We start from the raw sequence: 12,692 nt of genomic DNA on the forward strand, positions 1-12,692 counted from the left end.
ATGCGGGATGATTACAAAGAAAAGATTGCCAGTAAGATTGCAGCGCGGTACATAAGCCTGGAAGAACGGATTCTGCAGGACATTGCCCGACGGATTAAAAAGGTCGGTGAGATCACAAGTACAGCAGACTGGCAGATCAATCGGTTACGGATTCTGGGATATTCTTCCGAGGATATCGAAAGAGAGATCAAGAAAACACTGGATGCGTCTTATCCGGAAATGTTTGAGCTGTACGATAAAGTGATCGACTGGGAATATGTCCGGAACAAGGACATTTACGAACAGATCAATGCAGAGTTTATCCCGTATGAGGAGAACAGGCAGCTGCAGCAGATCACGGATGCGATCATTCAGCAGTGTCTGGAAGATCTGGAAAATGTAACGAAGTCACTTGGATTTTATCTGGATTACAATGGAAGAAAGATTCTGACGCCACTATCGCAGGTTTATACAAATTATCTGGACAATGCCTGCTTTGACGTTGTGACTGGAGCATTTGACTATGGCAGTGTATTACGCCGGGTGGTTACGCAGCTGACAAACAGTGGGCTTCGGAAGATTGAGTATGGATCCGGATATGCAAGCCGGGTAGAAGTGGCTGCCAGAAGAGCTGTGATGACTGGTGTGGCGAATCTTACCGGAGAAATAGCAGACTACAATGCCAAGAAGCTTGGAACAGAGTATTTCGAGGTTGAATGGCATGCCGGAGCACGACCTGCGCATTCGGTATGGCAAGGACGTGTCTGGACAAAGGAGCAGCTGTATTCGGTCTGTGGACTTGGTACCGTGACCGGACTTCTGGGAGCTAACTGCTACCACACATACTATCCGTTCTTTCCGGGAATATCGGAACGCAACTGGTCGGATGACTGGCTCGAAGAACAGAACCGGAAGGAAAGCAAGCCAAAAGAGTTCCAGGGCAAAGAGTACACCCTGTATGAGGCAAAGCAGAGACAACGCCAAATGGAAACGGCAATGCGGGCGCAACGTGAAAAGGTACAGATGCTTCAGGACAGCGGTGCTGATCGGCAGGAAGTTATGCTCCAAAAAGCCAAATATCAGGGACAGCTTAACGAATATGCAGCATTTTCTCGGAAAATGGGATTGAAAGAGGAAAGAGAGCGGATTTATATTGATGGACGAGGAAGAATTGCCACCAATAGTAAAACGCAGAATAAGCTATTTCCACCGGAGATGATCCAAAACGCTTCAAAAGATATCGCACAGTACAAGCGGTACAAAGAAGTTCTGGGAGATTCCGTTGGATCACTTGTAAAGTTCGGTCAGGTGAAATATAATGACAGTAAGAAGTGGGAGCTACTTCAGACCTACATGAAATCGGTTAAAGAAGGAATGATTTCCCCGATGTCAAGTTTTGAGAATTATGTTAAGCTTCATAAGGAAATTGAGAAGACGGTGGTTGGCATTAAGACATCAAATGGCGTAAGAATTACCGGTCAGAGTAAACATTTTCTGGAACGTGTAATCGGAACGATGGAAGATCCGAAGACGAAGAGATCTCGATCAGGGGTAACGATAGAGGAAATCATAAATGCACTGAGAAGCCCACTTGATTTGAAAAATCCAAAAGCTGATAGGAACGGAAGAATAAGCCAGAGATATATCGGTGAGAAAGCAACTGTTTCGATAAATCCGGAAAACGGGATGTTGATTCAATGTAATCCGACGGATAAGGCTTTGGTAAGGAGACTGCACAATGCGTAAATTTGAACTGAGTCAAGAGCAAATAGATTTTTTAAAAAAAGAATATGCGGACAATCCGTTAGTTCAAAAAGTATTAACATCTGAAAACAATAGGGTATTCGAGGTAGATATAGATACAAAAATTGATTTTATGGATTACATTGAAGATGAGTCCGTATACTGGATGGGAAAGGATTATGAGGCTACCCCGAAAACGCATATGCTAGAGTCTATAAGAGATGATATATATTATCAAACGAACTAGGAGGTACGTTATGGATAATTTTAAAATCATTTACAAGATACTTTCTGCATTGGAAAAATCAATGGATCTGGAAGAATGCAATTTGGATAGTATTAGTTCGGAGACGTTGAGAATATCCAATGAACGTTGGAATAAATATATTGAGATGCTTTTGGATGCCGGTTATATCAAAGGGGTAACAATCCAGAAGTATATAACTGGAGAGACAAACGTTAATGCGGAAGATATTCGGCTTACTTTAAAAGGTCTTGAATATTTGAGCGAAAACAGTATTATGCAGAAAATGTATAAAGCAGCAAAAGGAATAACGGATTTGATTCCATAGTTTTTTGCCACCAGTCAAAATGACCGGTGGTATTTTTGTACTCATTTTTAGGAGGTGGTCCAGATATCTCCCTTTGAGACGCAGGGTTAAGCGTCTTATTTTTATGCCCTGTCATATGGCATTAAACTGGACAACTACCCTGCCAGAGGTTTAGATGGCTATACCCGTACCGCTGAAAGAGCGGTTAATAAATAATTTTAGGAGGAATGTAACTGTGAAAAACATCTATGAGATTATGAAGGAGTATGGATTGGAAGTTCCAGAGGATAAGAAAACGGATTTCGATAAGGCTTGGAAAGAAAATTACCGTACCATAAGCGATTATGATAAGGCGGTTTCCCAGAGAGATAACTACAAGGCTTCATTGGATGACGTAAACACCAGGCTGAAAGAATTTGAAGGTGTGGATGTGAAAGATCTGCAGGGACAGATCACAAAGCTTCAGGGCGATTTGAAGGCGAAAGATGATGAATATGCAGCAAAAGAAGCCGACCGTGTGTTTATGGATTCTGTTAAAGAAGCAGTGAAGGTTGCTGGCGGAAGAAATGAAAAGGCAGTTATCGCTATGCTGAATATTGATGCTCTGAAAGAATCAAAGAATCAGTCCGATGATATCAAGAAGGCGCTTGAGGATGTAAAGAAGTCTGATGGATATTTGTTCGGAGCAAATGAACCAATCAATAATCCGGTTGGCGGTACAAGCGGCGGTGGCGGTGCAGATCCGGGAGCGGATGATGTTGCTGCACTTCGAGCTGCTATGGGACTGCCGGAAAAATAGGAAGTGAGGTAAGGAAGAATGGCAAATACGATTGCACTTAGAAAACAGTATTCAACACTTTTGGATGAGGTGTATAAATTATCATCATTAACAGCTGTTCTGGATGGACCGAATGAGCTGGTAAAAGAGGGAGCAAACGCAAATGAGATCCTGATCCCGAAGTTGTCTATGCAGGGGCTTGCGGATTACAGCAAAAGCACTGGTTATGTAGCCGGTGACGTGACTCTGGATTATGAGACAAAGAAATGCGCTTATGACAGAGGCCGTATGTTTAATGTGGATGCAATGGATAACATTGAATCTGCGGGAATTGCATTCGGACGTCTTTCAGGGGAGTTTTTAAGAACCCAGGTTGTACCGGAACTTGATGCATACAGACTGGCATCTTATGCACAGATTCCAGGTGTTACAACAGTAAAGGCTGCTCTTGCAACAGGAAAAGAAGCTTTAGCAGCGCTCAGAACTGCAAGAGGAAAAATTGAGAATGCCGAGGCAAATCTTAGCACATGCTATTTGTTTATCAATCCGACAGTATATGGACTGATTGAGGACTTGGATACAACTGCATCCAAGAAAGCAATTGAAGGATTTGCAGGAATCATCAAGGTTCCGTCAGGAAGATTTTACAACAAGGTAAAACTGAATGCTTCCGGTGCCGGAGGATTTACAAAAGATACCGGTGCAGTTGCAATGAACTTCCTGATTGTTGATAAACAGGCTGCAATTCAGTACCAGAAACACACTGTATCTAAGGTTATTTCTCCGGATCAGAACCAGACTGCAGATGGATGGAAATTCGGATACAGAACTGTTGGAATTGCAGAATGTAAAGACAACAAAAAGGATGGCATTTATGTTCATACTATAGCAGAGTAGGATGTGATCAGGTGAATGTAACATATGAGTATTACAAGGATTCTTTTGGTGGCTCTTTGATTCCAGAGAGCCACTGGAAATCCATTGAATTGAAGATGAGTGCCAGGTTGAACAGATATACGTTTGAACGAATGGAGGAAGGCGCTTGGCCGGTACAGGCGAAGACAGCACTTTGTGAGATGTGTGATTGTGCATACAAGTATGATCAGCGAGATGGAATAACATCCGAGAACAACGATGGGTATTCAGTATCGTTTGATGTAAGCCGATCAGTAGATTCGATGCTGTACAGGATTGCAGAAGTATATCTGGTAAATACAGGACTTATGGATCTGGTGGTGGATGATGATTACGAATAGTGATATTACAATTTATAACAGAATAAGCGGTGATTCCACACATTACGATACCTGGATCCGAACCGTTTTGCATGGTGTCCACGTCCATGTGGACCATAAGACTGCAGTTACGGATAACGGACTGAAAAGTGCGGAGGTTTACAAAATCCGGATTCCCGCGGATATTCCGGAAGCAGGGCAGTATCTTCCGCCGGATCAGTTCGCCTGCTGTGGCGGTTATGGATACTGGACCATACAGAATGATGATCAGATTGTCCTGGGAGAGTGTCAGATTGAGATTGAAAGACCTGCAGATCTGAAAGCCGTGTTCCAGAAGCACTGCAAGGTGACAAGCTGGTCGGACAACCGGTTTGGTACGACTCCGCACTGGCGGATCGGAGGCGAGTAAGATGGCAGGAAAGAAAGAATTCCGGATCACAACTCCGAGAGGCAGCGTATTTACGGTGACTGGTAAGAATGGTTCTACCACGGCACGGCTGGAATGGGCGCCTGGATTCGCACAGAAAAAAGCGGAGGGATTTTCAAGGGCGCAGGCATTTGTGGATTCCGAGTGTCTACGCTACATGAATCCATTGACACCGAGAAGAACCGGGATGCTGATTAAGTCCGGGACACTTGGTACAGTGATCGGTTCCGGATCCATTGAATATCTTGCCCCGTATGCCCGCCGGCAGTATTATGAGCATAAAACTAAGGCAAGATGGTTTGAAACAATGAAAGCGAGCCATAAAGATGCCATAAGGGAAGGAGCTGAGAAACTTGCCGGACAGTAAACGGAAACCGATTATTGATAGTATCCGGGAGTATGTAAGGACTTATCCAGACATCGATAACCGGAAGATCAATATTGATTATCTTGGTGATGGAATGGAATATTCCATTGATCCAATCGGCGTAGATCCTATCTATAAGAGATATGTGGATGGGGGTTGCCTGAAGCAGTTCCAGTTCGCTCTGACAAGTAAGGAAGCCTATGATGGGGACGCCAGAACCGGTATTGCCAACAGTGGTTTTTATCAGAACTTTGAAGAGTGGACAGAACAGAATAACTTGAATGATATTGTTCCAGAGCTGGACGGGCACGATGCTATAAAAGTTGAAGTGCTGCAGTCCGGCTATTTGTTTAGTGCAGAGGCCGATCTGGGACGGTATCAGATGATTTGCAGATTGATTTATAAGTAAGGAGTGTGAAGAAATGGCAAGTGAAAAAATGTTAGTTGGCAGACATAAGAGAGTGGCTTTTATGGACGCTGATGGATCAGGAAAAACATTTACCAGAATGACGGGATTTACATCGCTGTCGGATGGAAAGAACTCGACAGAGTACAGCCGGCAGTATGTGGATGAGGCGTCTGAAAGAAGTGACGTAGTCGGTTATGCGCCGGCGATCGATTACGAATTTGACCGGTATACCAATGATCCGGTACATGAAAAGATTGCAGCAATTACTGACGATGAGATTCTCGGAACAGAAGCGCAGGTTGATATTGCGGTGGTAGATCTGTTTGAACAGAAGACATCGGAAACAACTTGTACCGCACGAAAGAGAACATGGAGTGTAATTCCGGATACAGAAGGGGACGGTACGGATGCCCTGATTTACAAAGGCAGCTTTAAAGCGGCCGGAGAAATCACAAAGGGTACTGCAACCACCACAGACGGATGGAAGACCTGTACATTCACTGCTGGCGGAGAATAAAGAAGAAATGGGAGAGTGAGCCTATGAGCCTTTGGAAATTTGGAAATTTTGAAGCAGAAGTGGATTTCACGGATGCGGATTTTTTGGATGTGTTAGAGGAAGCAAAAGCAGAAATGTTTGAAGCAGGGAAAAAGGTTCCCATAACCGGAAAGCAGAGTGATATCATCCGCGCGCAGTGCGCGTGTTTTTATGTGTTCTTCGATACCCTTTTTGGTGAGGGCGCAGGGGAGAGAATCCTTTGCGGAAAGAACAGCATCAAGTTGTGCACTGAAGCGGCAGAATCACTGTTAGACTTTGAAACAGCGGAAACAAAGAAACTGGACGATAAATATGATAAGTATGTACCAAATCAAAATACAACGCAGCAGTTCCCGCATCCGCAGCCACAGCCAAATGGAAACCGTCAGCAGAGAAGAAACTACCAGAAACAGTATGGTAAAGGAAAATATTCCAATACCGGAAGGTAGCAGAGCATGAATATTTTATATGAGCAGTTTCCGGAAGAAATCAAGGTGAACGGGGAGTACTACCCGATCGTGACAGATTTCCGTGAATGGATCCGTTTTACGGAGCTGGTTGAAAACGACTCGGTTCCGTGGCAGATCAAATGTGGACTTCTGTTGCAGTGGTATCTGGATCAGGTTCCGGAAGATATTGAAGCTGCGATTTATGCACTCGGAGATTTCCTGATGTGCAAAAGGATGTACCAGGATGATCTGGAAGATGAAGAGGAAGAGCAGCAGAAAAGTGGGAAGCCGGTATTTTCTTTTTCGGAAGATGCCGGCTGTATTTATGCAGCGTTCCGGGAGGCATATGGAATTGACCTGCAGCAGATCGATTATATGCACTGGTGGGAGTTCCGGAGCTTGTTTGACTGGCTGCCGGATGATACCGAGATTAAACAACGGATTATGTATCGTTCGATTGATCCTGGAACAATCCGGGATAAGGACGAACGTAAACGGATCAAGAAGATCCAGAGAGCTGTTGCGCTGAAAAAGAAACAGCGAAAGCTTGATGATTATGAGATTGGAGATATGTTCTCATGATGGAAATTAAAATACCGACACGGCGTGAGTGGTATCCGTGTCCGTACTGCGGTCAGCATCTGCTTGTTTACGCAGATACTGCAGTGTGCAGCGGACTGTATGTAAAATGCCGCAAATGCCGACGGGAGGTGGAGATAAAAATTAAGAATTAAGCACTTGTGAGCCCCTGAGCCGTGCTATCAGAAAGGATGATAGTATGGCAGATGGATATTTGAATTTTGATACCAAAATCAATGAGAGTGGGTTCAACAAGGGCATTTCAAATCTGAGTAAGATTGCGACTACCGGATTAGGCGTTGCCGTAGGAAATGCGATCACCAAGGTTGTCGATAAAGTTGGATCAATCGGAACTGCAGCCGTCAAGGTTGGAATGAACTTTGAGGCGGAGATGTCGAAGGTTGCCAGTATTTCAGGAGCAACCGGAGATGAGTTCCAAAAGCTGATCGACAAGGCAAAGGAGATGGGATCGAAAACCAAGTTTTCAGCCACAGAAAGCGCGCAGGCTATGGAATACATGGCTATGGCAGGCTGGAAGACGCAGGACATGGTAGATGGTCTGAAAGGGATCATGGACCTTGCCGCTGCATCTGGCGAAGACCTTGCATTGACATCCGACATCGTAACGGATGCTCTGACAGCTTTCGGGTTGTCTGCATCGGATTCTACCCATTTTGCGGACGTTCTGGCAAAAGCTTCATCAAATGCCAATACAAACGTGGCAATGATGGGAGAAACGTTCAAGTACGTTGCACCGGTAGCCGGGGCGCTGGGATATTCCGTAGAAGATTGTTCGGTTGCCATTGGTCTGATGGCAAATTCCGGAATCAAAGCAAGTCAGGCAGGTACTTCTTTGAGGCAGATGCTCAGTCGGATGGCAAAACCTACTGATGAGGCACAGGCTGCAATGGATAAGCTTGGCGTGTCGTTAACGGATTCAGCGGGTAATATGAAGTCGCTGGATACCGTCATGGGCGACTTGCGAAACGGATTCAAAGGTCTTTCCAAAGCGGAACAGACACAGCTGGCAGCCTCGCTTGCCGGTCAGGAAGCAATGTCTGGTCTGCTGGCAATCGTAAATGCATCGGACGGAGATTTTGATAAGCTGAAGAATTCCATCTACAATTGCAAGGATGCAGCAGCGAACATGGCTGCAGTTGCGCAGGACAATCTGGCTGGTCAGATCACCAGTTTGAAGTCCAAAGCAGAAGGTCTTGAAATTGCATTCTACGGATCCATTCAGGAACCGCTTAAAGAGCTTGCATCTGTTGGCGTGAAAGCCCTGGAAGATCTGAATAATGCGTATTCTTCCAATGGATTTGTCGGTTTTATCAATGAGATTGGCAATAAAGTACCGCTTTTACAGAGCTTTACTGATGCAATAGCCGGACTCGCAGAGAAAACGAAGGGCATGAGCACGGATGAGCTCATGAATCTTGGCAAGACTGCAGCAGTGCTTGCAGGAGCTGGACCGGCGATCTCATTATTCGGATCACAGATCGGTAATGTACAGTCAGCCGTATCCGGATTCAGTGGAATTACAACAGGTGTTTTGTCTGAGCTTGGAAAGCTTCCGAAGGGATTCAAAAGTGCAACAAAATCGGCTGCGAATTTCCGGAAAGATTTTACGGGTAGCCTGAAAGGGTTCGGTAGCGCTGTTACAGGACCGTTTCAGGTACTGACTCCGAAATTGTCAGCTACTGTCGGAAAAATCGGCAAAGTAGTTTCCAGTGTTCCGGGAAAAATCGGTGGGGCAGTCGGCAAAATCGGTTCTGCAATCGCATCAAAAATCCCCAGAATTACAAGCGCGTTTTCACTACTTGGAGATACTGCCGGTTATCTGGGAGCATGGGGCGGACAGATTGGTTCTGCTTTGCAGGGAGTTCTTGGAACAGTAGCCGGCTTTATTCCGTCATTTGTAGGGTTGATGAATTTCGGTGCAGTTGCAGCCGTTGTGGTAGCCGGTCTTGGACTGGTTTACAGTCAGTTTGGTACACAGATTGACCAGATCCTGCTTCTGGCGCAGACCAAAGGACCGGAGATCATATCCAACTTTGGAGCAGGAATCACAGCAGCACTTCCGGGACTGATTTCATCAGGTGCAACCCTGATACTGGGATTGATGAATGCGATTACAGCAAATCTACCATCGCTTATTTCTGTAGGCGCAAGCATCATAGCAACTCTGGTAAGCAGCCTGGGCGCACAACTTCCGCAGTTAATTCCGGCAGCGGTACAGATGATCCTGACTCTGGTTGAGTCGCTGATCAGTAATCTTCCGCAGTTAATAACTTCCGGATTACAGTTAATGGAAGGCTTGGCACAGGGAATTGCAAACGCGATTCCGCAGGTGGCAGCGAAAGCACCGGTTATCATCGGCAAGCTGGCATCTACGATTATCACGAATTTGCCGAAGATCATACAGACTGGTGTGAAGATTATCACGCAGCTCGCAGTCGGACTGATTCAGGGAATCCCGGCGTTACTTGGTAAGATTCCATCCATGATCAGCCAGATCAAAAATGCATTTACCAGTGTAAACTGGGGCAGTGTTGGTATGAATATCATTTCCGGAATTGCAAGTGGTATATCCAGTGCGGTAGGAAGCCTGATCAGCGCGGCAACATCTGCGGCAAGTAGCGCATTAGATGCAATCAAGTCAAAACTTGGTATTCATTCTCCATCGAGAGTATTCCGGGACCAGGTTGGTAAGATGATGGCTCTTGGTATGGGAATCGGATTTGAGAAGAATATTCCGATCGGATCCATGAATGCCGGAGTACAAAAAGCAGTCCAGAGTCTGCAAAGAAGTGTGCAGCTTACAACATCCGTTAATCCGGATAAAACGGTAGGCGGAATAAAGAATAATCCGATCTTTAAGGATCAAGGATTTGATTACGACAGATTTGAACGTATCCAGAGGAAGATTGCAAAAGAAAATGGCAATAAGCCGGTATTCCTGGATACGAAACGGATAGACAGACCATTACCGAAAGGAGCAGTGCCACAGGTATGATTGTGTATTATGAAAATATGAATGGCGAAAAGCTGAATCTTTTGAAAGCTCCTTTTCGTACAACGAAGACTGACTGGTTCGATGCGGACTGGTCAGAGTCTTCGGACGGATATGAAAAAACAGTAACGATTGATGTGTTTGGAAAGCGGGAAGAATTTCAGGCGAATATGGAGCAGCTATACCGGATCATTGCGGTTGATGCAGAAAATGATACCTACGGGAAGCTGTACGTGAATGGTGCATATTTAAGATGCAAGGTGTTGAAGTCAGCGAAAGAAGGATGGAAGGGATATGTGTATTCGGAAGTGGAGATCACCTTCCAGGCTCCGGAGCTTGTATGGGTAGTAGAAGCGACAAGGCAGTTTTTTCCACAATTGGAAGAAACGGCAGCATCCGGAATCGACTTTCAGTATGACTATCCGTTTGATTTTGCCGGAAAAAAAAGAGGAATCGCAGCATGGGATGTTGATCACATCATTCCAAGCGAGTACCGGATGATCATTTACGGACCATGTGTAAATCCGAAGATTCTGATCAACGATTATCCTTATGAGTTTTTCGTGACGCTTGAAAGCAGGGAATATCTGATTATAGACAGCCAGAGAAGAACGATCCGAAGGTATTTGACGAATGGAACGGTACAAAATTTATTTAATCAGAGAGCACAGAAACAAACTGTTTTCGAGAGAATACCATCCGGGCTTTTAAATATTAACTGGTCCGGGGATTATGGATTTGACCTGACTTTATTTTTGAACAGGAGGGAGCCGCCGTGGTAAAGGACATAATTCTTGCAGATAGTGATGGAAGAGAACTGGGAGCGATTTTGGACTCAAATATCACAGTGGATACGAATGGCGAGTACGAATTTTCTGTACAGATTGCAAGGTCGAACTGGTATCCGGAGCTGACCTTTTCAAGCTATGTCTATATTACGGATACGGAATATGGAGGCATTATCGGAGAGGTGCTGACAGATACAACGCTGGATTATGTGGAGCTGAAGGGAATCACATGGCGGGGAAGACTGCAGTATAAGGTGATCGAGCCGTCTGCCGGATCGGATTATAAAACAGTATCCGGAGAACTGAATCAGGTAATGAAAACACTGATTGAGCCGGAGTTTGATGGATTATTCAGAGTTTCATCAGAAGACACGGGTATATCTGTAAAGAATTTTCAATTTGACCGGTACTGCACATTACTGGAAGGTCTTACCAAAATGCTGAAAAGTGTTGGATACCGCCTGCAGATCCGGTTGATCAAAGAACAGGATGAACCATGTTATATTCTGATTGAAGCAGTTCCGATTATTGATTATTCTGCGCAGATTGAATTGTCACAGGACAGTCGAATGAATTTCACGATGGATGATAAACAAAATGGCGTAAATCATCTGGTCGTAACCGGAAAAGGGGAAATGCAGGAGAGGAACATATTCCATCTGTATGTGCAGAAAGATGGAAGCATTGGAAAGACGCAGTATTACAAAGGACTGAATGAGATTTCAGCAGTATACGAAAATACGAGCACAGAAACAGCAGAGCTGGAGAAAACGTCCGCGGAACAATTGCAGAAGCTGATGAATAAAAAGACATTTCAGATGGATGTTGCAAAGCTTGGAATCGAGGTTGGGATTGGAGATATTGTCGGTGGCAGGGATTACCTGACTGGGATGTATATGTCAAAACCAATCGAAAATATCATTTATGAGATTACGAATGATGTGGAATCAATTACTTATAAATTGGAAGGAGAAGATGAAGAATGAAAATTGTATCTGGAAGAACCGGATCACCACATGTGACTTCGCAGCAGTTCCGGCAGATGCTGGAGGGGATTATCGGGCAGGGGAGTTATATTATAACAAGCGGAGAGAATCTGAAGCCGGAACTTAGCAGTAATAATCTGCTGAAAATCCGAAGTGGGATGATGGCGCATCACGGCTGTATATCTTGCGTGGATATTGGTACTTATGATGAGGTTACACTGACAAATGGTAGTCAGGGAATGAAAAGGATTGATCTTATTGTAAATCGGTATACCAGAAATGCAGAGACAGAGGTTGAAAACTGTAGTTGGAAGGTGATCCAGGGAACACCGGTTGCAAGTAATCCGGCAGTACCGGCATATACTTCGGGAAATTTGCAGGATGGAGATCTTGTGGATGAATGCCCGGCTTTTGAAGTGCATTATGATGGAATCAATGTTACAGAAGTGAAGAGTTTGTTGAGTGTGACGGATGGACTTTCTGAATTAAGTAGCAATTTATTAAATGTAAAAGCAGATTTGATAAAAGCAAATAATAATATTGCAATCATAAACAGTAATCTGATTTCAATCGTAGAACGCGGAACCAAAAATAACTACAATTACACAAAATATTCCAACGGCGACATGGTTATGTGGAGTAAATATACTTGGAATACCAATCTTGCAACCAGTTGGTATAACTGGTATTTTGCTTCTAGTGCTGCAGTTGGTTTTCCAGTAGCATTCAAGGAAGCTCCTTTAATTATAGTATCTCCGGCAAAGACTAACGAACTGTATGGTCTTGGAGTTACCGAAGTGACTACAACCGGGTACAAGCTTACAGCATACAGTCCAAAGCAAGGAATGTGTTA

16 protein-coding genes and 1 pseudogene are annotated in these 12,692 nt (G+C 44.5%); all 17 read left to right on the top strand.

What is annotated here, in order from left to right:
- Complete coding sequence (locus PG418_RS16705; RefSeq protein ID WP_498837731.1) at positions 1-1,725, top strand: phage minor capsid protein; 1,725 nt, start codon at positions 1-3, stop codon at positions 1,723-1,725.
- Complete coding sequence (locus PG418_RS16710; protein ID WP_459777582.1) at positions 1,718-1,969, top strand: hypothetical protein; 252 nt, start codon at positions 1,718-1,720, stop codon at positions 1,967-1,969. Before PG418_RS16705 ends, PG418_RS16710 begins: the two co-directional genes overlap by 8 nt.
- Positions 1,970-1,979: 10 nt before the next feature.
- Complete coding sequence (locus PG418_RS16715) at positions 1,980-2,294, top strand: YjcQ family protein (protein ID WP_498837732.1); 315 nt, start codon at positions 1,980-1,982, stop codon at positions 2,292-2,294.
- A 214-nt stretch (positions 2,295-2,508) separates the two neighbouring features.
- Positions 2,509-3,072 (top strand): phage scaffolding protein, encoded by a 564-nt coding sequence (locus tag PG418_RS16720; RefSeq protein ID WP_498837733.1) that lies wholly within the window; start codon positions 2,509-2,511, stop codon positions 3,070-3,072.
- An 18-nt stretch (positions 3,073-3,090) separates the two neighbouring features.
- Positions 3,091-3,948, top strand: a complete 858-nt coding sequence (locus tag PG418_RS16725; protein WP_498837734.1) for a hypothetical protein — start codon at positions 3,091-3,093, stop codon at positions 3,946-3,948.
- An 11-nt stretch (positions 3,949-3,959) separates the two neighbouring features.
- Positions 3,960-4,307, top strand: coding sequence for a head-tail connector protein (locus tag PG418_RS16730; RefSeq protein WP_498837735.1), 348 nt, complete (start codon positions 3,960-3,962; stop codon positions 4,305-4,307).
- Positions 4,291-4,695, top strand: coding sequence for a DUF6751 family protein (locus PG418_RS16735; protein WP_498837736.1), 405 nt, complete (start codon positions 4,291-4,293; stop codon positions 4,693-4,695). Before PG418_RS16730 ends, PG418_RS16735 begins: the two co-directional genes overlap by 17 nt.
- Position 4,696: 1 nt before the next feature.
- Positions 4,697-5,080, top strand: coding sequence for a hypothetical protein (locus PG418_RS16740; RefSeq protein WP_195502086.1), 384 nt, complete (start codon positions 4,697-4,699; stop codon positions 5,078-5,080).
- Positions 5,067-5,489, top strand: coding sequence for a hypothetical protein (locus tag PG418_RS16745; RefSeq protein WP_175305071.1), 423 nt, complete (start codon positions 5,067-5,069; stop codon positions 5,487-5,489). Before PG418_RS16740 ends, PG418_RS16745 begins: the two co-directional genes overlap by 14 nt.
- Before the next feature lie 13 nt (positions 5,490-5,502).
- Positions 5,503-6,006 carry a hypothetical protein gene (locus tag PG418_RS16750; protein ID WP_195370856.1) on the top strand — a complete coding sequence of 168 codons (504 nt, stop codon included), beginning with the start codon at positions 5,503-5,505 and terminating at the stop codon, positions 6,004-6,006.
- Positions 6,007-6,029: 23 nt separating this feature from the next.
- On the top strand, positions 6,030-6,473 hold the full coding sequence (locus PG418_RS16755) for a DUF6673 family protein (protein ID WP_498837737.1): 444 nt from the start codon (positions 6,030-6,032) through the stop codon (positions 6,471-6,473).
- A gap of 6 nt (positions 6,474-6,479) precedes the next feature.
- Positions 6,480-7,055 (top strand): bacteriophage Gp15 family protein, encoded by a 576-nt coding sequence (locus tag PG418_RS16760; RefSeq protein WP_498837738.1) that lies wholly within the window; start codon positions 6,480-6,482, stop codon positions 7,053-7,055.
- Positions 7,052-7,207: a hypothetical protein gene (locus tag PG418_RS16765; protein WP_175305068.1), complete on the top strand. Its 156-nt coding sequence runs from the start codon at positions 7,052-7,054 to the stop codon at positions 7,205-7,207. The genes PG418_RS16760 and PG418_RS16765 overlap by 4 nt, the downstream gene beginning before the upstream one ends.
- A gap of 44 nt (positions 7,208-7,251) precedes the next feature.
- Positions 7,252-10,068 carry a phage tail tape measure protein gene (locus tag PG418_RS16770; RefSeq protein WP_498837739.1) on the top strand — a complete coding sequence of 939 codons (2,817 nt, stop codon included), beginning with the start codon at positions 7,252-7,254 and terminating at the stop codon, positions 10,066-10,068.
- Positions 10,065-10,847: a hypothetical protein gene (locus PG418_RS16775; RefSeq protein WP_498837740.1), complete on the top strand. Its 783-nt coding sequence runs from the start codon at positions 10,065-10,067 to the stop codon at positions 10,845-10,847. The genes PG418_RS16770 and PG418_RS16775 overlap by 4 nt, the downstream gene beginning before the upstream one ends.
- The gene (locus PG418_RS16780; RefSeq protein ID WP_498837741.1) at positions 10,841-11,839 is read left to right on the top strand and encodes a hypothetical protein; all 999 of its coding nucleotides are present in this window, start codon (positions 10,841-10,843) and stop codon (positions 11,837-11,839) included. The genes PG418_RS16775 and PG418_RS16780 overlap by 7 nt, the downstream gene beginning before the upstream one ends.
- Positions 11,836-12,692, top strand: a pseudogene (locus tag PG418_RS16785) (hypothetical protein); the annotation flags it as partial. The gene PG418_RS16780 and the pseudogene PG418_RS16785, both read left to right, overlap by 4 nt.

Source organism: Bariatricus sp. TF06-38A (genome assembly GCF_027690675.1).
GTDB classification, from domain to species: Bacteria; Bacillota; Clostridia; order Lachnospirales; family Lachnospiraceae; genus Allocoprococcus; species Allocoprococcus comes.

Bases quoted from the DNA above. Each gene is read 5' to 3' on its own strand.
- PG418_RS16725 (WP_498837734.1), top strand. From the start codon at position 3,091: ATGGCAAATACGATTGCACTTAGAAAACAGTATTCAACACTTTTGGAT.
- PG418_RS16735 (WP_498837736.1), top strand. From the start codon at position 4,291: ATGATGATTACGAATAGTGATATTACAATTTATAACAGAATAAGCGGT.
- PG418_RS16710 (WP_459777582.1), top strand. From the start codon at position 1,718: ATGCGTAAATTTGAACTGAGTCAAGAGCAAATAGATTTTTTAAAAAAA.
- PG418_RS16765 (WP_175305068.1), top strand. From the start codon at position 7,052: ATGATGGAAATTAAAATACCGACACGGCGTGAGTGGTATCCGTGTCCG.
- PG418_RS16740 (WP_195502086.1), top strand. From the start codon at position 4,697: ATGGCAGGAAAGAAAGAATTCCGGATCACAACTCCGAGAGGCAGCGTA.
- PG418_RS16775 (WP_498837740.1), top strand. From the start codon at position 10,065: ATGATTGTGTATTATGAAAATATGAATGGCGAAAAGCTGAATCTTTTG.
- PG418_RS16755 (WP_498837737.1), top strand. From the start codon at position 6,030: ATGAGCCTTTGGAAATTTGGAAATTTTGAAGCAGAAGTGGATTTCACG.
- PG418_RS16715 (WP_498837732.1), top strand. From the start codon at position 1,980: ATGGATAATTTTAAAATCATTTACAAGATACTTTCTGCATTGGAAAAA.
- PG418_RS16705 (WP_498837731.1), top strand. From the start codon at position 1: ATGCGGGATGATTACAAAGAAAAGATTGCCAGTAAGATTGCAGCGCGG.
- PG418_RS16760 (WP_498837738.1), top strand. From the start codon at position 6,480: ATGAATATTTTATATGAGCAGTTTCCGGAAGAAATCAAGGTGAACGGG.
- PG418_RS16770 (WP_498837739.1), top strand. From the start codon at position 7,252: ATGGCAGATGGATATTTGAATTTTGATACCAAAATCAATGAGAGTGGG.
- PG418_RS16750 (WP_195370856.1), top strand. From the start codon at position 5,503: ATGGCAAGTGAAAAAATGTTAGTTGGCAGACATAAGAGAGTGGCTTTT.